The organism is Thermomonas sp., assembly GCF_029945965.1.
Classification (GTDB): domain Bacteria; phylum Pseudomonadota; class Gammaproteobacteria; order Xanthomonadales; family Xanthomonadaceae; genus Thermomonas.
Genome location: NZ_JAQSDO010000015.1, coordinates 1,145,237 through 1,164,393 on the forward strand (window position 1 = coordinate 1,145,237; position 19,157 = coordinate 1,164,393).

Below are 19,157 nucleotides of genomic sequence, written 5' to 3' on the forward strand. Positions count from 1 at the left end.
CGCCTGCGGCACCTTCCCCCGCAGGCGGGGGAAGGAAGACCAGCAGTCAGATGCGCCGGAACACCAGCGTGCCGTTGGTGCCACCGAAGCCGAAGCCGTTCGACACGACCACGTCGACCTTGGCCTCACGTGCGATGTTCGGCACATAGTCCAGATCGCAGCCCTCGCCCGGGTTTTCCAGGTTGATGGTCGGCGGGATGATCCCGGTTTGAAGTGCCTTGACCGAGAAGATCGCCTCTACGCCACCGGCGGCACCTAACAGGTGACCAGTCATCGACTTGGTCGAACTGATCATCGTCTTGTACGCATGGTCGCCCAGTGCGCGCTTGATCGCCAGGGTTTCGGCAAGGTCACCGAGTGGCGTCGAGGTGCCATGCGCATTGAGGTAGCCGACATCACTGGCATTCACGCCCGCATCTTTGAATGCAGCCGTCATGCAGCGCGCCGGACCCTCGCCGTTCTCGCTGGGCGCGGTCATGTGGTACGCATCGGCGCATGCACCGAACCCGGCCAGCTCGCAATAGATGCGCGCGCCGCGGGCCTTGGCGTGTTCGTATTCCTCCAGCACCAGCACGCCCGCGCCGTCACCCAGCACGAAGCCGTCGCGTTCGGCATCCCATGGCCGCGACGCCGCATGCGGGTCGTCATTGCGCGTGCTCATCGCCTTCATCGCGCAGAAACCGCCCATCGAGGTCGGCGAGCTGCCGCGTTCGGCGCCACCGGCGACCATCACGTCGGCATCGCCGTACTGGATCAGGCGCATCGCCATGCCGATGCTGTGATTGGCGGTCGCACAAGCAGACACTGCGGAAAAATTCGGGCCCTTGATGCCTGTCAGCAGGCTGACCTGGCCGGGCAACATGTTGATGATCGTGCTGGGCACGTAGAACGGCGAAATCTTGCGCACACCGCCTTGGTGCAGCTTGATCGCGGTTTCCTCGATGCCCCAGATGCCGCCAATGCCGGAACCCAGGATCGCGCCGATGCGTTCGGCATTGGCCTCGGTCACTTCCAGTCCGGCATCGGTTATCGCCATCAAGGATGCGGCCACGCCGTAATGGATGAAGTGATCCATCTTCCTGGCGTCCTTCGGCGACACCCACCGGGTGACATCGAAGTCGCGGATTTCGCCGGCGATCCGGGTCGGATAGGTCGAGGCATCGAAACCGGCGACCATACTGATACCCGAACGACCATTGACGATCCCGTCCCAGCTGCTGGCCAGGTCGTTGCCCAGTGGCGAAACCATGCCCATCCCGGTCACCACGATGCGTCGTTTCGACATGACGGCTCCTCGATTGATCCTGAAACTATCTGTTGCGGGCCGGTTGCGGGAACTGTTGCGTGCTTGCACGGCCACACTCACAAACGCACGGGGCCGCATCAGCGGCCCCGGCGCGAACCTCCCATCAGCAGCCTCAGGCCTTGACGTGGGCCTTCACGTAATCGATCGCCTGCTGCACGGAGGTGATCTTCTCGGCATCTTCGTCCGGGATCTCGCACTCGAACTCTTCCTCGAGCGCCATCACCAGCTCGACGGTATCCAGCGAATCTGCACCGAGGTCGTCAACGAACGACGCGCTTGTGGTGACGTCTTCTTCCTTGACGCCCAGTTGCTCGATAACGATTTTCTTGACGCGCTCTTCGATGGTGCTCATGTTTGGTTGCTCCTCCCGGGAGTCGGTTGTTTCAGGTGGGTAGTGTACGGGAAAGCCGGCCGGCACAAGCTCCGGCCCGCTCCCACGACGGGTCTGTTGACGGGAAGCTCTTTACTGACATCATCACGGCATGTACATGCCGCCGTTGACGTGCAGAGTTTCGCCGGTGATGTAGGCCGCGGACGGCCCGACAAGGAACGCGACCGCCTTGGCGATGTCTTCCGGCTCGCCCAGGCGACCCAGCGCGATTTGCGCCAGCATCGTCTCGCGCGCCTGCTCAGGCAGATCGGCGGTCATGTCGGTGGCGATGAAGCCGGGCGCCACGACATTCACGGTAATCCCACGCGAACCAATCTCCTTGGCCAGCGACTTGCTGAACGCGATGATCCCGGCCTTGGCCGCGGCGTAGTTGGACTGCCCGGCATTGCCGGTGACTCCGACCACCGAGGCGATGTTGACGATGCGGCCCCTGCGCGCCTTCATCATGCCGCGCAGCACCGCCTTGGAACTGCGGAAGACGCTGGTCAGGTTGGTGTCCAGGATCGCCTGCCAGTCCTCTTCCTTCATCCGCAGCAGCAGGTTGTCGCGGGTGATCCCGGCGTTGTTGACCAGGATTGATATTCCGCCGAATTCACTGGACACGGCATCGATCAATGCCTCGATCGCACCCGCCTCGTTGACCTGCAAGCGGCGGCCATGTCCACCGACAGCTGCAAGTCGCTCGCCAATCGCCAGTGCGCCTGCATCCGACGTCGCAGTCCCAATCACTGTCGCGCCGCGTGCCGCCAGTTCATCGGCGATCGCCGCCCCGATTCCGCGCGATGCGCCGGTCACCAGTGCGACTTCCCCTTTCAGAGATGCGCCTTGCAAAGACGCTCCTTTCAGATCTTGCTCGCTCATGCCGTCCATTCCTCGATTGCCGCTTCGAAGTCGCCCACGCTTCCCAGCGCGCGCGCTTCAAGTGATTTGTCGATGCGCTTGGCCAGTCCTGCCAGCACCTTGCCGGGTCCGCATTCGCCGATCCGGGTAATGCCACGTGCGGCCAATGCCTGCACGCAACCGGTCCACTGCACCGGCAGGTACAACTGGCGCACCAAGGCTTCGCGAATCGCATCGATGCTGTCGTGTACTTGCGCGTCTACGTTTTGCACCACCGGCAACACCGGCAGTCTCCAATCCATGCCGGCCATGGTGTCGGCCAACCGATTGGCGGCGTCGCGCATCAGCGGCGTATGCGACGGCACGCTGACCGCAAGTTTCACTGTCTTGCGCACACCGCGCTCAGCCAGCATGGCAAGCGCCGCATCCACCGCCGCAGCATGGCCGCCGATCACGATCTGTCTCGGCGAGTTGTAATTGGCCGGCACCACGACCGCGCTGGCGGAGACCGCCTCGCAAACCTCAAGCACCAGTGCGTCTTCGGCACCGAGCACGGCGGCCATCGCACCCGTTCCTGCTGGCGCAGCGGCCTGCATCAGCTGGCCGCGGATGCGGACCAGATGCGCGGCATTGCGCAAGGAGATCGCCTGCGCCGCAACCAGCGCGGCGTATTCGCCAAGACTATGTCCAGCCAGTACCGACGGCTGCGCGCCACCCTGCTGCTGCCACAGACGCCACACGGCCACGCCCGCGGCGAGCAATGCCGGCTGGGTGTATTCGGTGCGGTTGAGCTGTTCTTCCGGACCGGCCTGCGACAACGCCCACAGGTCAACGCCAGCACCTTCGGAGGCTTCCTCAAAGGTGGCGCGCACGCCGGGATGCAGCTCAGACAGCTCGGCGAGCATGCCGACCGACTGCGAACCCTGCCCCGGGAACACAAACGCAAGCGATGGCGAAGTATTGAAATCAGTCACGCGTGGCATTGGCCTCTGTGGCCCCTGTTACGGATGCGCATGATACGAGCAATTGCTCTAACGCGTCTGTACCAGCGCGTATGTGGTGACTGCACGCATCAAGTGTGAATGCGCCAGCAGGCGCAAGGCTCAATAGCGCAGCAGCACCGAGCCCCAGGTGAAACCTCCGCCGAAGGCTTCCAGCAACACCAGCTGGCCGCGCTTTACGCGACCGGAACGCACGGCTTCGTCCAGTGCCAACGGTACCGAGCCGGAGGAGGTGTTGCCATGCCGGTCGACGGTCACGATGACCCGATCCATCGGCATCGCCAAGCGCTTGGCGGTGGCCTCGATGATGCGCAGGTTGGCCTGGTGCGGCACCAGCCAGTCGAGATCCTCGCGTGCAAGTCCATTGGCAGACAACGCCTCGTCGACAACACTGTCGAGCGCCTTGACCGCATGCTTGAACACTTCGTTGCCGGTCATCAGCACGCGAACGCCGGCATTGTGTTCTTCGGGCTTGAAGCCGGTGGACACCCCAACCGGGTTCCACAACAGCTCTTTCTTGCTGCCATCGGCATGCATATGGGTGCTGAGGATGCCGGTTTCGGTATCGGCCTTGAGCACTACCGCGCCCGCGCCATCGCCAAACAGCACGCAGGTACCACGGTCGGTCCAGTCGAGCATCCGGGTCAGGGTTTCGGCACCCACCACCAGCGCGGTCTTCGCGGCGCCAGACTGGATGAACTGGTCGGCGACGGTCAGCGCGTAGATGAAGCCCGAGCACGCGGCATTGACGTCGAATGCCGGACAACCGGCAATGCCCAGCTTGTGCTGCAGGATGCAGGCGGTGGACGGGAAGATCAGGTCGGGGGTAGTGGTGCCGACGATGATCAGGTCGATCTCGGACGCATCCACACCGGCCGCTTCCAGCGCGCGACGCGCGGCATGCAGGGACAGGTCGCTGGTGAGCTCGCCTTCAGCGGCGACATGGCGTTCACGGATGCCGGTTCGCGAGGTGATCCATTCGTCGCTGGTGTCGACCCGCGTGGCCAGGTCGCTGTTGGTCAACACCTTTTCCGGGAGATAGCTGCCGGTACCGGCAATTCGGGAAAACAGGCGCGGCGACGTGGACGACTGGCTCATGCGGGAAGCTCCTTGCAGGCCTGCCACCATAGCGCGGCGGGCCGGGGCGGGCCGAGGCCGGCCCAAAATTGGGCGAAACGCAGAAATGCCAACGGCCGCACCAAGGGCGCGGCCGGGCATGGAAGCTCACACGACCTTGCGGTCGCGGCTCACTCTTCGTCGACGACCTTGACCTTGGGCGCGATGACCTGCTTGCCGCGGTAGTAACCATCGGCGGTCACGTGATGGCGCACATGGATCTCGCCGCTGGTCGGGTCGGTGGCCAACTGCTTGGCGGACAGGGCGTCATGGGCGCGGCGCATGCCACGGCGGGACGGGGAAACGCGGGACTTCTGGACAGCCATCGTGCAACTCCAAACTGTGAAAACGGGACCACAACAGTGCGGCCAAGCCGCGATGATTTGTCAGTCGAACTCTAAGGTCTCGAATTCGTACCAACGATTTTAAATAGCTGGACGTTCAATCCTTCTTCAGCCCCACCAATGCCGCGAACGGATTGGCTTTGGCCGTTTCCTCGATGGTGGGCGCGAAATCGCGCTCGACCACTTCGGCATCCGGCGCCACCGCAACTACCGGCAACGCCAATATCAATTCGTCCTCCACCAGCTCCGCCGGCCGCAGCATCGCATCGGCATCCACCAGCAGCGCCTCGTACTCCTCCGGCAGGGCCGCTTCATCGGCCTCATTACGGATCAAGCCCAGCCGCTGCGAAATCCGTACCGGCAACAGGAATCGCTTCAAGCTTCTCTGGCATTCCAGCGGCAGCTCGGCATCGATCCCGAGTTCGACGTACGAAACCCGCAACGCATCGATACCGAACGCAAGCCGGAACCGGACTTCGCCTTCGGTATCAAACAAGCTGCTGCCCAGCCGGGTCATCGCCGCAAGCGGAATCCGACCTTCGAATTCACGCCGCGCCGCGACCATCCGCCAAGCATCCAGCACATCGGGCACGGTGTGGGACATAAGCCGGAGAATGTTACGGGACTGGCCTTTTCTCGTCAAACCATGGACTTGTTGACTGATCGAGCGCTGCGTCGAGGCAAAGCGCACAGGTTTGCCGCTATCTTCGCGCTGTCGCAGACTGGAGACATGAATGCCGCCCTGACTGTGATTTTAGCCGCTGTTGCAGCGGGTGCCCTGTTCCTGCTCTGGCGGTTACGCCGCATCAGCAGCGGACGCCACCGCGCCATCCGTGAGCTGCTGGATGCCGCCGACGCCCTGGAAACCCGGTTGCGCACCGCCCGGGAGGAAATCGAGGCGATTGCTGGCGACCAGCAGGACCCGGTACTCGGCGCGATGCAGGAAATCCTGCGCCAGCGCCTGTGGCTGCAGGAACACGCCAACGACGCCAGCGTGGAGCACCTGCAAGCCGTGCGTGACTCGCTGGAAGCCGCCCGGGTCAAGCTCGAAGGCCAATTGCAGCGGGTCGACCAGGCCCGGCTGGTTGGTATCTGATCGATGTCGCGGCTGATCCTGGCGTCCACCTCGGTCTATCGCCGCGAGCTGCTCGGGCGCCTGCGTCTGCCGTTCGATGTGGCCCGTCCCGATGTCGATGAGACGCCTCTTCCAGATGAGGCCCCAAGCGATCTGGCAGTTCGGCTGGCGCGCGCCAAAGCCTGGGCGGTCGCGTCGCAGCAATCGGATGATGTCTGGGCGCTGGGTTCCGACCAGGTCGCCGAACTGAACGGCCAGCCCCTCGGCAAGCCCGGCGGCCGCGATGCGGCAATTGTCCAACTGCAGGCGATGCGCGGTCATTGCGTGCGCTTCCACACGGCGCTGTGCGTGGCCCATCCCGATGGGCACATGTTTGCGGCGCTTGATCTCACCGAGGTCCATTTCCGCGCGCTGGACGATGCGGAGATCACACGTTATGTCGATGCCGAACGGCCCTTTGACTGCGCCGGCAGCTTCAAGTCCGAAGGCCTCGGCATCACCCTGTTCGAGCACATCGACAATCAGGATCCGACCGCACTGGTCGGCCTTCCGCTGATTGCAACCTGTCGAGTGCTGCGGCTGGCGGGTTTCGCCCTGCCCTGACCGCGCAAGCTGTCAGCGAACCGTGATTCGCTGCTCGGCCCAGTCTTCGACGCTGCCGTCTGCGCCATGCAGGCGCAGGCCCAGCCAATGCCCGCCGGGCGCGATATTCGTGATGCGGCCGCGTAAACCCACCCGTGGCTGGTTGGGATCGCTGCTGATCTTCCAGAAACCGGCCACCTCGGGCTTGGATTCGCCATATTCCGCCAATGCGGCCACGCGGCCATCGAGCAGGATCTCGACCGATGCGAGTCCCACCCCATCCTTGAATGCCCAACCGGCAACATCGAACGATGGATCCACCATCGCCGACGGCCCGGGGGCATCGAGGAAAGCCAGCGATGGCGTGGTGCAGGCATGCGATGGCGCACGTGCCTGCAGCGCGAACAACAGGAAACGCTGGCGGCCATGGTCCACGTTCACCACCTGCGGCGCCGGCAATGGCCCGGCCTGTTCGCACAGGCGATGGTAGTAGCCGAGCAGGTCGCTGAATTCGACATCGTTCGCTGCGATTACCAGTAACTCGGGCCGGTCGACATCGACATCGAGTCTCTCGCGCAACAGTCCCCATAACGCCAACTGCGGCGCGCGCCCGTGCTTGCCATTGAGCGGATGGTCGAGCACGGGGATCTCGGCATTACCCAGTGCAAAGCCCAGCTCGGCACCCAGCTTGAAGTCGCCGGCGATCAGGCGCGTGCCGGGTGGCATCGACGCCAACCTGCTCCGCACCGTATCGGCAAGCACATCCCATCCGGCGAAATTAGTCGGATGGAAATTGCGCGATGCCGTTTGCGCGCGCAACGCGGGCACAGATGCGATGGCGTAATACCCGAGCACCGCCGCCAGGCCCAGCCCTGCCGTGACCCAGGTGGCGATCCGCCAGCCGCGCGACCAACGCGCCAACACCAAAGGCACCAAAGGCAATAACGCCAGGTAGCCGGGCAACGGCCAATGGAAGCTCACCCGCTCGCGGTCGGCGAAGAAGCCCAGCGCAAGAAACCCGAGCACGATCAGCGAACCACACAGCGCCAGGTAGCGCGAGGCGTCATCGCTGCGGGTGGCCAGAGCACGCCACGCTGCAACAGTCATGGCCACCAGCAGCAGTGGTGTTGCGAGCAGCAATTGCATCCGGCCCAGGCGCAGGCCTTCGCTGCTGAACTGCCATGGATGCCGGTCGACCAGCTGAAACTGCAGGCCGGCATCGCCGTGATGCAGGTTCCACAGCAGCAGCGGAAGCCAAGCGAGCGCGCCAACGACGATCGCCAACCACGCCAACGGACTGCGCAAGACGCGACGACCTGCCGGCAATACCAGCATCGCGACGAGACCCACCGCGATGACCGCGGCGAACCGGTAGTGGCATAGGCCGCCGATCGCCAGGCCCATTGCCAATTCCGCGGCACCGAATGCCCCGACCTGCCGCAACAACCGCAGGCCGGCATCCAGGCACAGCACCGTCGCCAGCAGCAAGGGCACATCGGGAAGTGCGAGCAGACCCATGCTGCCGGCCAAGGGCAGCAGCAGCGACAGGCTGCCGGCCTGCCAGCCCGTGCGCGCATCGAATTCATGTGTGGTCATGCGCACCATCAGCCATGGAATCAGCGCACTGATCAGCAGAAACGGCAGGCGCAGCGCAAACGCGTGGTTGCCGCCGAAACTCGTACCAAACCAGGCCAGCCATGCAGTCAGGCCAGGCAGGTCGGAATACGCCCAGGCCAGGTGCTGGCTTTCCTGCCAGTAGAACGCCTCATCGACGAATACCGGCAACTGCCACGCCAATACGAGCTTGATCGCACAAACGACCAGCCACAGCCCGACGAACCAGCGTCGCGCGCATCCAACCTCTGGCCTGTCACGTATCAACTTGCAACCCCGCTACACTCGTGGACTCACGGACCGAGGCGCCATTGCCCATACTCGACATGACTGCATCCCCGGCGAACGACGCGATCCTACCCGAAGCCCTGCGCGCCGCCCTGCGCGATGCACAGGCCCAGGTCAATACATTGGTGCTCGGCAAGCCGCAACAGGTGCGGCTGGCCTTCGTCGCCCTGCTGGCCGATGGCCACCTGCTGATCGAGGACTTGCCGGGATTGGGCAAGACCACACTCGCGCATGCAATGGCGGCCACGCTCGGCCTCGGCTTCCAGCGCGTGCAGTTCACCTCCGACTTGTTGCCAGCCGACATCCTGGGCGTCTCGGTATACGAAGCGCAGACCCGGCGCTTCGAATTCCACAAAGGCCCGGTGTTCACCCATGTGCTACTGGCCGACGAGATCAACCGCGCGCCACCGCGCACGCAAAGTTCACTACTGGAGGCAATGGCCGAACACCAGGTCAGCATCGACGGCCAGACCCGTCCATTGCCCGACCCGTTCCTGGTGATCGCGACGCAGAATCCGGTCGATCTCGCCGGCACCTATCCGTTGCCGGATTCGCAACTTGATCGCTTCCTGCTGCGGCTCGCACTGGGTTATCCGGACGAAGTCGCAGAACGCGCGCTGCTGTCTGGCGTTGATCGGCGCGACCTGATCGCGCAGGTATCGCCATTGCTGGATGCCGAACAGGTCATTGCGCTGCGCCGCGCGGTGCAGTGTGTAAATGCCAGCGAGGCATTGATCGGCTATGTGCAGGCGCTGGTCAGCCGTAGCCGCAGCCATCCCGGCGTTCGCGTCGGCTTGTCGCCCCGCGCGGGGCTTGCCCTGTTGCGGGCAGCGCGTGCACATGCACTGCTGCTGGGTCGCAGTCACGCATTGCCGGAAGACGTGCAGGCACTGTTCGCCGCGGTCGCCGAACATCGCCTGGTCGGTGAGGCGGACACCTCTGTCGCCACCCTGGCCAAGGCGATCCTGCACGCGGTGCCGGTGGACTGAGTGTTCAGCGGACTGCGCCGGCGGCTGCAAGCCAGGATCCAGGGATGGATGCGACCTCGGCAGGCGGAAACCCTGCCGGCGCGCATGACCCGGCAACGCATCTATGTATTGCCCACCGCCAGCGGCCTGTTCTTCGGCTTCGTGCTCGGCACGATGATGCTCGGGGCGCTGAACTTCAACAACAACCCCGCACTGCTGCTCGCCTTCCTGGTCGCCGGTGCCGCGCAGGCCAGCCTGTTTGGCGCGCACATGCAGTTGTCGGGCGTAGTGGTGTCCACCATTGCTGCCGATCCGGTGCCGGCCGGCGAGCCCATGCGCCTGCGCATCGCACTCGGAGCGATCGACCAACGCGTACGCCGCGGTTTGCGCGTTGCCCATGGCGATGCCTTCGCTCACACCAGTTTCGACAGCCATGGCGGCACTGTCGAGTTGCTGTTGCCGACCGAACATCGCGGCTTGCTGTCGGTGTCGCGGATCGAACTGAGCACCGTGCAGCCGCTGGGGCTGGCGCGTGCCTGGGGCTATGTGTGGCCCGACGAATCCCTGCTGGTTTATCCCGCCGCGGAAGCCCAGGCGCCCCCACTGCCTGCACCGGCGGGCGACGCAGGCCGCGCGCATGTCACCCGCGCCGGCGACGACATCCACCAGTTGCGCAATTACCGTGCCGGCGATGCGCGCCGCAGCGTGGCGTGGAAGGCATCGGCACGCCGCGGCAGCCTGTTGGTGCGCGAATACGAACAGCACCGCAGCGAACAGCTGACCCTGGACTGGCAACTGACCGCCGGCCTGCCCTACGAACAGCGCATCCGCCGGCTGGCGCGCTGGGTTGACGATGCCGAACGCGAAGGCCGCCGCTATGCACTGGCCCTCCCCGGGCAAGCGCTGATTCCGATGGGACTAGGCACCTCACATCGGCATCGCTGCCTGCGCGCATTGGCCCTGCTACCCGGCGAGGCCGCACATGGCTGAGGCCAAGCCACGCTCACCGTTGATGGAAATGCGCAGCCGCCGCTTGGTACTGCTCGCAAGCGAGGCTTGCCTGTTGCCGCTACTGCTGCAATTGCCACGGTCGCTGGGGATTGGTTTTGGCCTCTCGGCGCTGGCGATCATGCTGCTGTCCAGGCACCAACCGATCCCCTCCCTGCTGAGGATCGTGCTGGGGATTGGCGCGATTGTCGCGGTGGCGGCGGTCGCCCCGGGCATCGGCCGCGACACCGCCTGCGCGGTACTGGCTGCGATGCTGGCACTGAAGCCGGCGGAAACCTTCAGCCTGCGCGATGGCCGCAGCCTGATCGGCTTCGCCCTGTTCGCGCCGTTCGCGACATTCCTGCTTGACCAGGGGCCATTGAGCCTGGTGCTGGCCTTGACGGCGGCGGCCCTGGCATTGCTCGCCCTGCAGCAACTGGCCCGCGACCAGGCCGGGGTGCAACCGCCAGCAGGCGCACATTGGTGGTCGTCATCGACCGGCGTGCTGCGGCTGATCGCATTGGGCCTGCCACTCGCCTTGGCCGCCTTCTGGCTGTTCCCGCGCCTGCCCTCGCCCATGTGGGGATTGCCGGATCGGGTGGTCGCCCGTCCCGGCTTGTCCGACAGCATGACCCCGGGCGGTTTCCTCGACCTGCTGAACGACGACAGCCCGGCCGCACGCGTGCAATTTTTCGGTGCGACCCCCAGGCCTGAGCAGATGTATTGGCGCGGGCCAGTGCTTTGGGATTTCGATGGCAGTACCTGGCATCGGATCCCGTGGCGGCAACATGTGCCACCTGCAGAGCTGCGCGCCGGCCCGATCCAATGGGATTACCAGGTCGAACTGGAAGCAACGGATCGCGATCAGTTGATCGCACTGGATGTACCAACCCATGTACCCGACGGCGCCAGCATCAGCCGCGATTTCAGCGTGTATGCGCCAAACCCGCTCAACAACGTAAGCCGCTGGCGGATGCAGTCGGCAGTGCCGCTCGCGGTCGAACCCGACCTGCCAGACGTGCTCCGGCAGCGCGCGCTCGCATTGCCGCAAGGCTTCAACCCACGCACCGTGGCGTTGGGCCAGCAATGGCGGCGCGAGGCCGGCCAGGATGAACAAGGCCGTAGCGACATGGCGATCGCCACCCGCGCGCTGGCATGGATCAGACGCGACTTCGCCTACACCCTGAACGTGCCGCTAGCTGGTCGCAACGAAATCGACGACTTCCTGTTCGACCGCAAGCAAGGCTATTGCGAACATTTCAGTTCATCGTTCGTGGTGCTGATGCGCGCCGCCGGGATTCCGGCCAGGGTTGTCACCGGCTATGCCGGCGCATACCGCAACCCGATCGGCGACTACTGGCTTGTGCTCCACTCACGCGCGCATGCCTGGGCCGAAATCTGGCTGCCGCAGCGTGGCTGGGTACGGGTGGATCCGACTGCAGCGGTGGCTCCGGAACACGTCTATGACACGCTTGCAGATCGGCAGCCAGGCCGCATCGGCAGCTTCACCGGCCTGGTGCCGATGTTCAACGCCAGCGACTGGCTGCGCCGCGGATGGAACGACTTCGTGCTCGGCTATAACGCGCAACGCCAGCAACACCTGCTCGATCCATTCGGCATGGACAACCTCGGCATGCGTGGCTTGATCCTGATCTTCGCTTTCATCGCCGGATTGGCACTGGCATGGATGGCCTGGCTGATCGCCCGCGGCGAGCGTGAACGTGACCCGCTGCTGCGTGCATGGCGGCGACTGGGCGCGCGCTATGTGCGGATTGGCAGCGGCCGCTTCACGCATGAACCGGCGCAGGCCTGGGCTGAACGCGCCGGGGCTGACGTGCCGAAGGCCGGCCAAAGCCTACGCTCGCTCAGCCTGCGTTTCTCCAACGCGCGTTACGCTCAATCAGGCACAACTGGCGCAAGTGAAGATTTGCGCAGCTTGCTGCAGGACATGGATACGCATCGACCATGACATTGCATTGACGGTCGTATGCGACCCTGATCCCGCAAAGCTCTTCCTCCACATCGCCGTTCACCCCAGGAATCGCCATGAACATGCGACTGACCACGATCTGCATAGCGACTGCTCTGCTTGCTGCCTGCGCAACTCAGCCCAAGCCACTGCAGGGACAGTTCCAAGCGCTGACTGCGCACCAAGCGGTAGACGGGGACCACACCGGCAGCATGGTCCGTTGGGGCGGGCGCATCATCCGCACCGAGCCGCGCCCGGACCGTACCTGCTTCGAGGTCATTTCAACCAAGCTCTCTGCCAATGGCCGCCCCTATTGGGCCAGCGACGACACCTGGGGACGTTTCATCGCCTGCCGCACCGGCTTCTACGACCCTGCACTGTTCGAACTCAATCGCGAAGTCACCTTCACCGGCCATATCGAAGGCTATGAGGACCGCAAGGTGGATGGCTTCACCTACAAATTCCCGCGGGTATCGGCCGATGTGGTCTACCTGTGGCCGCAGCGCGAGCGGGTCAATGTTGTGACTCAGCCATCGTTTCGTTTCGGCTGGGGTTGGGGCTGGTAAGCGGCAAAAAAGTCAGCCCTGCGTGCCGAATCGCCCAAGCGGCGCGCCCGCCAGCAGGTGCAGGTGGATCTGGAACACGGTCTGCCCGGCATCGCCGTTGCAGTTCATCACGATGCGATAGCCGTCCTCGGCGAAACCCTGTTCTTTCGCGTAGCGGGCAGCAGCGCTTGCGAGCCTTCCGATCACCACCGCCGCATCCTCTGGCACATCATTGAGCGTGGCGAAATCCTGCTTCGGCACGAACAGGACATGGATTGGTGCTTGTGGAGCAATGTCGCGGAATGCGAACAGATGTTCGTCTTCGAAGACAATGTCGGCCGGGATTTCACGGCGCAGGATCTTGTGGAAAAGCGTCTCGCTCACCGGACTGGCTCCTTCGTTTCCTGATGTTTCAGTTGGTCGTTTGGAATTTCGCTGCGGCTGCCGAACGCATGCGACAAGGTTCCGCGATCCACGTATTCCAGTTCGCCACCCAGTGGCACGCCGTGCGCCAGCCGGCTTGGTTGCACGTCTTGGGCACGTGCAAGCTGGGCCAGGTAATGCGCGGTAGCCTCGCCTTCCACGGTCGGGTTGGTAGCCACGATCAGTTCCTTGACTTCACCTTCGCGCAAGCGCTGCACGAGCTGGTCCAGCCCGAGTTCGCGCGGGCCGATGCCGTCAAGCGGGCTCAAGCGTCCCTGCAGTACAAAATATTGGCCGCGGAAGCCGGTCGCCTGCTCGATCGCCAGCCGATCCGCCGGCGACTCGACCACGCAGAGCAAGTGCGCATCGCGTGAACCGCTGGCGCAGGTCGGGCAGGTTTCGGTTTCACTAAAATCGCGGCAACGACGGCAATGGCCGATGCGTTCCATCGCGTCGGCCATTGCAGCAGACAGGCGCACACCGCCTTCGCGTTGGCGCTCCAGCAGATGGTAGGCCATGCGCTGCGCGGATTTCTGGCCGACGCCTGGCAACACTCGCAAGGCGTCGATCAATTGTTCAAGTAGCGAAACGCTCATTGCGATTTCGTCATTCCTGCAACCAAGAGCTGGATCCCGGCATTCGCCGGGATGACGGCACGATCAAAATGGCAGTTTCATGCCAGGCGGCAACTGCATCCCGGAGGTGGCGGCGGCCATCATTGCCTGCGACTCGGCATTGATCTTGTTGACCGCATCGTTGAACGCCGCCGCGATAAGGTCTTCGACCATCTCCGGATCGGCCAGCGCCGCTGGATCGATGCGCACCTTGCGGCAATCCATGCGTCCGCCAATCGTCACGCTGACCATGCCGCCACCGGCACTTCCGGTCGCCTCCAGCGCTCCGACCTGCTCCTGCGCCTTCTGCACGTTTTCCTGCATCTGTTGTGCCTGCTGCATCAGCTGGGCGATGTTTCCACGCATGAGTTTGCCTCGGTTGTTCGTTAGCAAAGAGATGGCGACTGCTGGTGCAGGTTCAACCGTCACCGAGCGGCCGGATCGAATCCGGCACGATCTGCGCGCCATGCACCTTGACCAGCCGCTGGATGTCGGGATCGGCGGCGAAGCCCTGTTCGGCGCCGAGCTGTTTCTCGTCGCGCTCGCGCGCATTGCGGACCCGCGCGGTGTCGCCACGCGCCTGGCCGGTTTCGAAGCGCAACTGGACCGGGCCGCCCAGCATGATCGCGACCGCATCGCCCAGCTGCAGGACCAGACTCGGCGATTTCAGATGTTCGTCGCCGGGCGTGAGCGACAACTGCAGGACACCATCAGCATGTGCGATGAAGCCTGTGTGCTCGGCCAGCAGCCGCACAGGACCGCGCACATCACTGCGCGCCACCAGGTCCAACCAGTGTTCGGTGTCGGTGACCAGCAGGCTCGATGCAGCAGACGCCGCGACCACTTCAGGTGCAATAACAGGGCGTACCGTCTCGCGCGGCGGTTCGATGCTTGCTGCTGGCTTTGGAGTCGGCATCGGCTTGGCCGGCTCAGCCAACGCAGCGCGAGCCTGCTCCGCCGCATTGCTTGTTGCTTGCCGCCGTGCCGGCGGTGCCGCGGACGCAGCCGATGCCGCCAGGCGCGTCGACATGGCTTGCGCGCCGTCCTGGTTCGGGCGGAACGCCAGCATGCGCAGCAAGCTCATTTCGAAGCCGGAACGCGGGCTGGGTGCATGGCCAAGGTCGCGGCGCCCGTTCAGCGCCATCTGGTACCAGAGCTGGACGAGTTCAGGACGCAGTTGTTGCGCCAGCCCATCGACATCGACCGCATCACTGGTGACCTCGACCTCCGGCACCAATTGCCGGACCTGGATCCGGTGCAGCGCATCACTGATGGCATCCAGCACGCTGCCCCAGTCCGGAGAAAACTCCGCCAGTTCGGCGGCTTCCGCGAGCAGGCGCGCGCCGTCGCCGTCGCCCAGTGCCGACAGCAATGCCTGTACCCGGCTGCGATCCACAGTGCCCAGCATCGTTGCAATCGTGGCCGAATCCAGCCGTCCGACAGCGGCTCCTGCACCGCAATAAGCAATTGCCTGGTCGAGCAATGACAGGCCGTCGCGCAGGCTGCCATCGGCGGCGACCGCCATCTGGTGGATCGCGTCGTCATCGGCCTCGATGTTTTCGGCAATCAGGATCTTCGCAATCTGGCCTTGGATCTGCTCGACATCCAGGCGCTTCAGGTTGAACTGCAGGCAGCGCGACAGCACGGTGACCAGGAGCTTCTCCGGATCGGTGGTCGCGAACAGGAACTTGACGTGCTCAGGCGGCTCTTCCAGCGTCTTCAGCAGCGCGTTGAATGCCTGTTTCGACAGCATGTGCACTTCGTCGATCAGGTAGACCTTGTAACGACCGCGCGAGGGCATGTACTGCGCGTTCTCGATCAGCTCGCGCACGTTGTCGACGCCGGTGTTGGACGCGGCGTCGATCTCCAGCAAGTCGATGTAACGGCCGGCATCGATGGCCAGGCAGGTCTCGCATTCGCCGCATGGATCGGAGCCAGTGCCGCGCTCGCAATTGAGCGACTTGGCAAAGATGCGCGCGATGGTGGTCTTGCCCACACCGCGCGTGCCGGTAAACAGGAACGCATGGTGCACGCGGCCGGTTTCCAGCGCATTGGTCAACGCGCGAACCACGTGTTCCTGCCCGACAAGTTCGGCGAAACGCTTGGGGCGCCACTTGCGGGCGAGTACGAGATAGGACATGCCCCATTCTGCCACGGCGGCACGGCGCGCCCCGGCCCTGATCGACCCGGATCAGCGAACCAACATGATTTCCTTGTAGCCCCGACCCGCGGTCGCTAGAATGCGCGGTTCCGGAGAGGTGTCCGAGCGGTTGAAGGAGCACGCCTGGAAAGTGTGTAAGCGTCTAAACCGCGCTTCGGGGGTTCGAATCCCCCTCTCTCCGCCAGACGTCACAGTGTCACCCACGCACCACGTTCAAGAATCATGCGTCGTCCAAGACGCAGTCCTATGGTGGCCCCGTCGGCCCCTCGCGACGCTAGATCGAAAACTCCGCCAGGGCCGGAAGGCAGCAACGGTATCGATTGATGCGGGCGCCGAGGTCAGTCGGCGGGGCCATCGCCTTTTTGCATTGCGAGGCAGCACCAACCATCCTCCGCATGCAGGTAGCCAGAACGATCGACACATCTATCCGTGCCGTGGCGTTCTCGAAACAGTCAGCATGGCCGCCACGCGATTGCACGGTGGCGGCGCTGGATGGCTCGCTAGAAGGCGTTCCAGATGAACGCATACCACGTATTGTTGTCACTGGCATTGCGGCCGAAGCCGTCGTAGTTCCGACTGGCGCCATTGAATTTACTGTACATGGTGTACTGCAGCCCGAAGCGCAGGTTCACCCATGGCGACTTGTACGAATCAGTCTCGCCAAACGGCGTCCAGTCGGCCTGCAGGACCACGCCGCTGCTGTCCGGTTTGCCGGTGCGGCTGCCATCCCCCGGATTAGGCGCGTACAGCAGCGTGTCTCGATCGCTGCGGACATCAAACAATCCGCCCGTCAATCCGTAGTGCTCCTTGTAGTACCAGGACGCATTCACGTTGGCACTGGTGACATGTCCATTGGGGTGGTCGGCTTCGCCTCCGACGAAGGCGAAGTTGCGCCGCTGGTGCTCTTGGATGAGATCCGCGTCGATGATGAAAATGGAATCTGTGCTACCCAGGAATTGATAGCTGGCGTCGACGCCGAGATCGTCATAGCGATTGGTCGGACCATGCATGCGATCGGGATGGATGCGCGCGGACAATCCGGTAATGCCCACTTCCAGCGTGTGGCCAGGTCCGGAGAAGGTCGTGTTGAACCGGACATAGGGGGCGACACCGTCGATGCTCCCGCCATCATCCACGTTCATCCTTCTCAGCATGGATGCCGACCAACTGCGGTAGAAACCGATCTCGCCGTAGTGGCGTCCATCAAGATAGGCATATGCAGAGGCGCCGACCACCTGTTGCCCCAAGCCACCTTCCAGCAAGGTAGCCACGGCGGGACCAGGCACCAACCCGGACGCCATGAAGGGGAAGCGCCAGGCTGGGGAGGTGTTCCATGCATCCTGCGAACCGGGATTGTTGTTGACGCTAACCCCGAACACGCCGGAGTGATTGCCCCAAGTCACTGGCTTTGCAAACCGGATATCCACATTGTCCATGGTCAGCTTGCGGTCGATATCCGAATAGGTGATCTGACCGAAGGTGCCCAAATGCTCGCTGAGGCGTCCAGCCAGAAACAGCGATACCTGCTGCAACGAAAAATTGTTATTGGGCTTGTCGTAGGGGCCGGCGTTGTCCGGCTGCGCCTTCGCCGTCCGGCTGTAGGACTCCACATCCATCACCGACAACGGAATATCGCTTTCGCCATTGCTCTGGGTGTAGCCGTTGAGCTTGAACTGGCGCCCGAAGGCGGTCAGCTGCGGACCGAAACCACCCACATGGCATCCCGAGCATGCCACCCCGGTTTGCCTGGCGTAGGAAGGAACGGCACTGGCCTGGCCTGCCGCCAGCAAGGCCACGGCAAACAGCAGGCAGAGCGCGTGTTGGCGCCCAATGGCACGAGTACAATTCATGATGTTTCCCCTAAGTGAATCGTGCGTACTCAGGCTCGAAAATAAACCGCGGTAGCCCGAGACGTCGCGGTAGCGCGATGTGCTTAGCTAGGACGGTTGCTCTTGCTCCAGGCGGAACACCAGCCCTTCGGGGCAACGCTGTAGCCGGCGAACAGGGAGCAGGCGCCCGTGCTGGGAGTAAAGAACTGGCAGTTGGCGCAGTTGCTTCCCGGCTTGTGGTTGGCAGCCTTGACCAAAGAAGCATCTTCTGTGTAATTCAGCGCATGCGCCTGGGCATTGGTCACGGGCAACGGCGGCAATGGCTTGGCCTTGGCGTGAGCCTCAGTGGGCCAGCGCAGCACAACAGGAATGGCAATCGCTGAAAGGCCCGCCAGGACCAGGAAACGACGTCGTTGCATGGTTTCGTTCGTGTCCATGGGATAGGCCTCCAGCCTGAGTTGGCTGGACCCTACTCCTAATGGAACCTTCCATTTGTGAAGAGTTCTATGCACATACAGCACGTATCGTCGGCAAGCCGACCAACGGTCTTCAGTCTTGCCGCGCGATACGGCATACGACCTGGTTCACGACAACGTCCCCACATCGCGCTTGCCACCGCGCTTGCCCAGCAATTTGGCAGGTCCGATCAGGATCGCGTGCGACAGCGCCTTGCACATGTCGTAGACGGTAAGCGCCGCAACTGTGGCACCCGTCAGCGCTTCCATCTCCACGCCGGTGCGATGAGTCACCCGGACCGTGCATTCGATGCGCAGCGTGCGCGGGTCGTGCCAGTCGATGGCGAGCTTGCAGCTGTCGATCGGCAACGGGTGGCAGAACGGAATCAATTCGTGGGTACGCTTGACCGCCATCGTGCCGGCGATGATTGCGGTATCGACGATGCCGCCCTTGGCGCTGCGCAGGCCATTGTCGTGTAGCTGCGCGGCGACATCGGCCGGGAACCGCACGCGGCATTCCGCGCGGGCCTCGCGCACGCTCACGGCCTTGCCGCTGACGTCGACCATGGTCGGTCGGCCGGTGGAATCGAGGTGAGTGAGCTCGGGCGTTCGCTTCATCTGCATAGTATTGCCTGACATCAGGCTTGAG

Annotated in this window: 21 protein-coding genes, 1 tRNA gene and 1 other RNA gene; 8 read left to right on the forward strand and 15 right to left on the reverse strand. The window is 63.7% G+C overall.

The genetic code is table 11. The annotated features are described in order from the left end of the window. Positions 1 to 46 precede the first annotated feature (46 nt). The 7 genes from fabF to PSV05_RS11575 all read right to left on the reverse strand — a co-directional run bounded on the left by fabF (position 47) and on the right by PSV05_RS11575 (position 5,602). Complete coding sequence (fabF, locus tag PSV05_RS11545) at positions 47 to 1,285, reverse strand: beta-ketoacyl-ACP synthase II (protein WP_300065234.1); 1,239 nt, start codon at positions 1,283 to 1,285, stop codon at positions 47 to 49. A gap of 133 nt (positions 1,286 to 1,418) precedes the next feature. Continuing rightward, positions 1,419 to 1,658 (reverse strand): acyl carrier protein, encoded by a 240-nt coding sequence (acpP, locus tag PSV05_RS11550; RefSeq protein ID WP_300065236.1) that lies wholly within the window; start codon positions 1,656 to 1,658, stop codon positions 1,419 to 1,421. 123 nt (positions 1,659 to 1,781) lie between these two features. Next, positions 1,782 to 2,558 carry a 3-oxoacyl-ACP reductase FabG gene (gene fabG / locus PSV05_RS11555; protein ID WP_300065238.1) on the reverse strand — a complete coding sequence of 259 codons (777 nt, stop codon included), beginning with the start codon at positions 2,556 to 2,558 and terminating at the stop codon, positions 1,782 to 1,784. After that, positions 2,555 to 3,520: an ACP S-malonyltransferase gene (gene fabD, locus PSV05_RS11560; protein WP_300065240.1), complete on the reverse strand. Its 966-nt coding sequence runs from the start codon at positions 3,518 to 3,520 to the stop codon at positions 2,555 to 2,557. The genes fabG and fabD overlap by 4 nt, the downstream gene beginning before the upstream one ends. 120 nt (positions 3,521 to 3,640) lie before the next feature. Beyond that, positions 3,641 to 4,636, reverse strand: a complete 996-nt coding sequence (locus PSV05_RS11565; RefSeq protein WP_300065242.1) for a beta-ketoacyl-ACP synthase III — start codon at positions 4,634 to 4,636, stop codon at positions 3,641 to 3,643. Positions 4,637 to 4,785: 149 nt separating this feature from the next. Beyond that, positions 4,786 to 4,980, reverse strand: coding sequence for a 50S ribosomal protein L32 (gene rpmF / locus PSV05_RS11570; protein WP_300065244.1), 195 nt, complete (start codon positions 4,978 to 4,980; stop codon positions 4,786 to 4,788). A gap of 115 nt (positions 4,981 to 5,095) precedes the next feature. Then, entirely contained in the window at positions 5,096 to 5,602 is a 507-nt protein-coding gene (locus PSV05_RS11575) for a YceD family protein (RefSeq protein ID WP_300065245.1), read from the reverse strand. A gap of 126 nt (positions 5,603 to 5,728) precedes the next feature. Here PSV05_RS11575 and PSV05_RS11580 point away from each other — a divergent pair, with 126 nt between their 5' ends. Beyond that, a complete protein-coding gene (locus tag PSV05_RS11580; protein ID WP_300065247.1) occupies positions 5,729 to 6,094 on the forward strand; it encodes a hypothetical protein in 366 nt (121 codons plus the stop codon). 3 nt (positions 6,095 to 6,097) lie between these two features. Then, positions 6,098 to 6,676: a Maf family nucleotide pyrophosphatase gene (locus PSV05_RS11585; protein WP_300065249.1), complete on the forward strand. Its 579-nt coding sequence runs from the start codon at positions 6,098 to 6,100 to the stop codon at positions 6,674 to 6,676. A 12-nt stretch (positions 6,677 to 6,688) separates the two neighbouring features. Here the strand turns inward: PSV05_RS11585 and PSV05_RS11590 are convergent, their stop codons facing one another. Beyond that, positions 6,689 to 8,536, reverse strand: coding sequence for a glycosyltransferase family 39 protein (locus tag PSV05_RS11590; protein WP_300065251.1), 1,848 nt, complete (start codon positions 8,534 to 8,536; stop codon positions 6,689 to 6,691). A gap of 59 nt (positions 8,537 to 8,595) precedes the next feature. On the opposite strand from PSV05_RS11590, the gene PSV05_RS11595 reads away from it, so the two are divergent. The 4 genes from PSV05_RS11595 (at position 8,596) to PSV05_RS11610 (ending at position 13,047) form a co-directional block, all read left to right on the forward strand. Then, positions 8,596 to 9,546 (forward strand): AAA family ATPase, encoded by a 951-nt coding sequence (locus PSV05_RS11595; protein WP_300065253.1) that lies wholly within the window; start codon positions 8,596 to 8,598, stop codon positions 9,544 to 9,546. A gap of 48 nt (positions 9,547 to 9,594) precedes the next feature. Beyond that, positions 9,595 to 10,515 carry a DUF58 domain-containing protein gene (locus tag PSV05_RS11600; protein WP_300065255.1) on the forward strand — a complete coding sequence of 307 codons (921 nt, stop codon included), beginning with the start codon at positions 9,595 to 9,597 and terminating at the stop codon, positions 10,513 to 10,515. After that, positions 10,508 to 12,481 (forward strand): DUF3488 and transglutaminase-like domain-containing protein, encoded by a 1,974-nt coding sequence (locus tag PSV05_RS11605; RefSeq protein WP_300065257.1) that lies wholly within the window; start codon positions 10,508 to 10,510, stop codon positions 12,479 to 12,481. The genes PSV05_RS11600 and PSV05_RS11605 overlap by 8 nt, the downstream gene beginning before the upstream one ends. Before the next feature lie 77 nt (positions 12,482 to 12,558). Next, entirely contained in the window at positions 12,559 to 13,047 is a 489-nt protein-coding gene (locus PSV05_RS11610) for a Slp family lipoprotein (protein WP_300065259.1), read from the forward strand. 12 nt (positions 13,048 to 13,059) lie between these two features. On the opposite strand, the gene PSV05_RS11615 is transcribed toward PSV05_RS11610, so the two are convergent. From PSV05_RS11615 to dnaX, 4 genes are all read right to left on the reverse strand, one after another. Further along, positions 13,060 to 13,410: a histidine triad nucleotide-binding protein gene (locus PSV05_RS11615; protein WP_300065261.1), complete on the reverse strand. Its 351-nt coding sequence runs from the start codon at positions 13,408 to 13,410 to the stop codon at positions 13,060 to 13,062. Then, on the reverse strand, positions 13,407 to 14,045 hold the full coding sequence (gene recR, locus PSV05_RS11620; protein ID WP_300065263.1) for a recombination mediator RecR: 639 nt from the start codon (positions 14,043 to 14,045) through the stop codon (positions 13,407 to 13,409). Before recR ends, PSV05_RS11615 begins: the two co-directional genes overlap by 4 nt. A 63-nt stretch (positions 14,046 to 14,108) precedes the next feature. After that, positions 14,109 to 14,429 carry a YbaB/EbfC family nucleoid-associated protein gene (locus PSV05_RS11625; protein WP_300065265.1) on the reverse strand — a complete coding sequence of 107 codons (321 nt, stop codon included), beginning with the start codon at positions 14,427 to 14,429 and terminating at the stop codon, positions 14,109 to 14,111. Between the two features lie 52 nt (positions 14,430 to 14,481). Then, complete coding sequence (gene dnaX / locus PSV05_RS11630; protein WP_300065267.1) at positions 14,482 to 16,203, reverse strand: DNA polymerase III subunit gamma/tau; 1,722 nt, start codon at positions 16,201 to 16,203, stop codon at positions 14,482 to 14,484. Positions 16,204 to 16,315: 112 nt separating this feature from the next. Between dnaX and PSV05_RS11635 the strand changes: the two genes are divergently transcribed. After that, a tRNA-Ser gene (locus PSV05_RS11635) sits at positions 16,316 to 16,408 on the forward strand. A 71-nt stretch (positions 16,409 to 16,479) separates the two neighbouring features. Continuing rightward, positions 16,480 to 16,576: signal recognition particle sRNA small type (gene ffs, locus PSV05_RS11640), an RNA gene on the forward strand. 148 nt (positions 16,577 to 16,724) lie between these two features. Here ffs and PSV05_RS11645 read toward each other — a convergent pair. From PSV05_RS11645 to moaC, 3 genes are all read right to left on the reverse strand, one after another. Beyond that, positions 16,725 to 18,074 (reverse strand): cytochrome C, encoded by a 1,350-nt coding sequence (locus PSV05_RS11645; protein ID WP_300065269.1) that lies wholly within the window; start codon positions 18,072 to 18,074, stop codon positions 16,725 to 16,727. Positions 18,075 to 18,157: 83 nt separating this feature from the next. After that, positions 18,158 to 18,490, reverse strand: coding sequence for a high-potential iron-sulfur protein (locus PSV05_RS11650; protein ID WP_300065271.1), 333 nt, complete (start codon positions 18,488 to 18,490; stop codon positions 18,158 to 18,160). Positions 18,491 to 18,637: 147 nt separating this feature from the next. Further along, on the reverse strand, positions 18,638 to 19,132 hold the full coding sequence (moaC, locus tag PSV05_RS11655; protein ID WP_300065502.1) for a cyclic pyranopterin monophosphate synthase MoaC: 495 nt from the start codon (positions 19,130 to 19,132) through the stop codon (positions 18,638 to 18,640). Between the last annotated feature and the right edge of the window lie 25 nt (positions 19,133 to 19,157).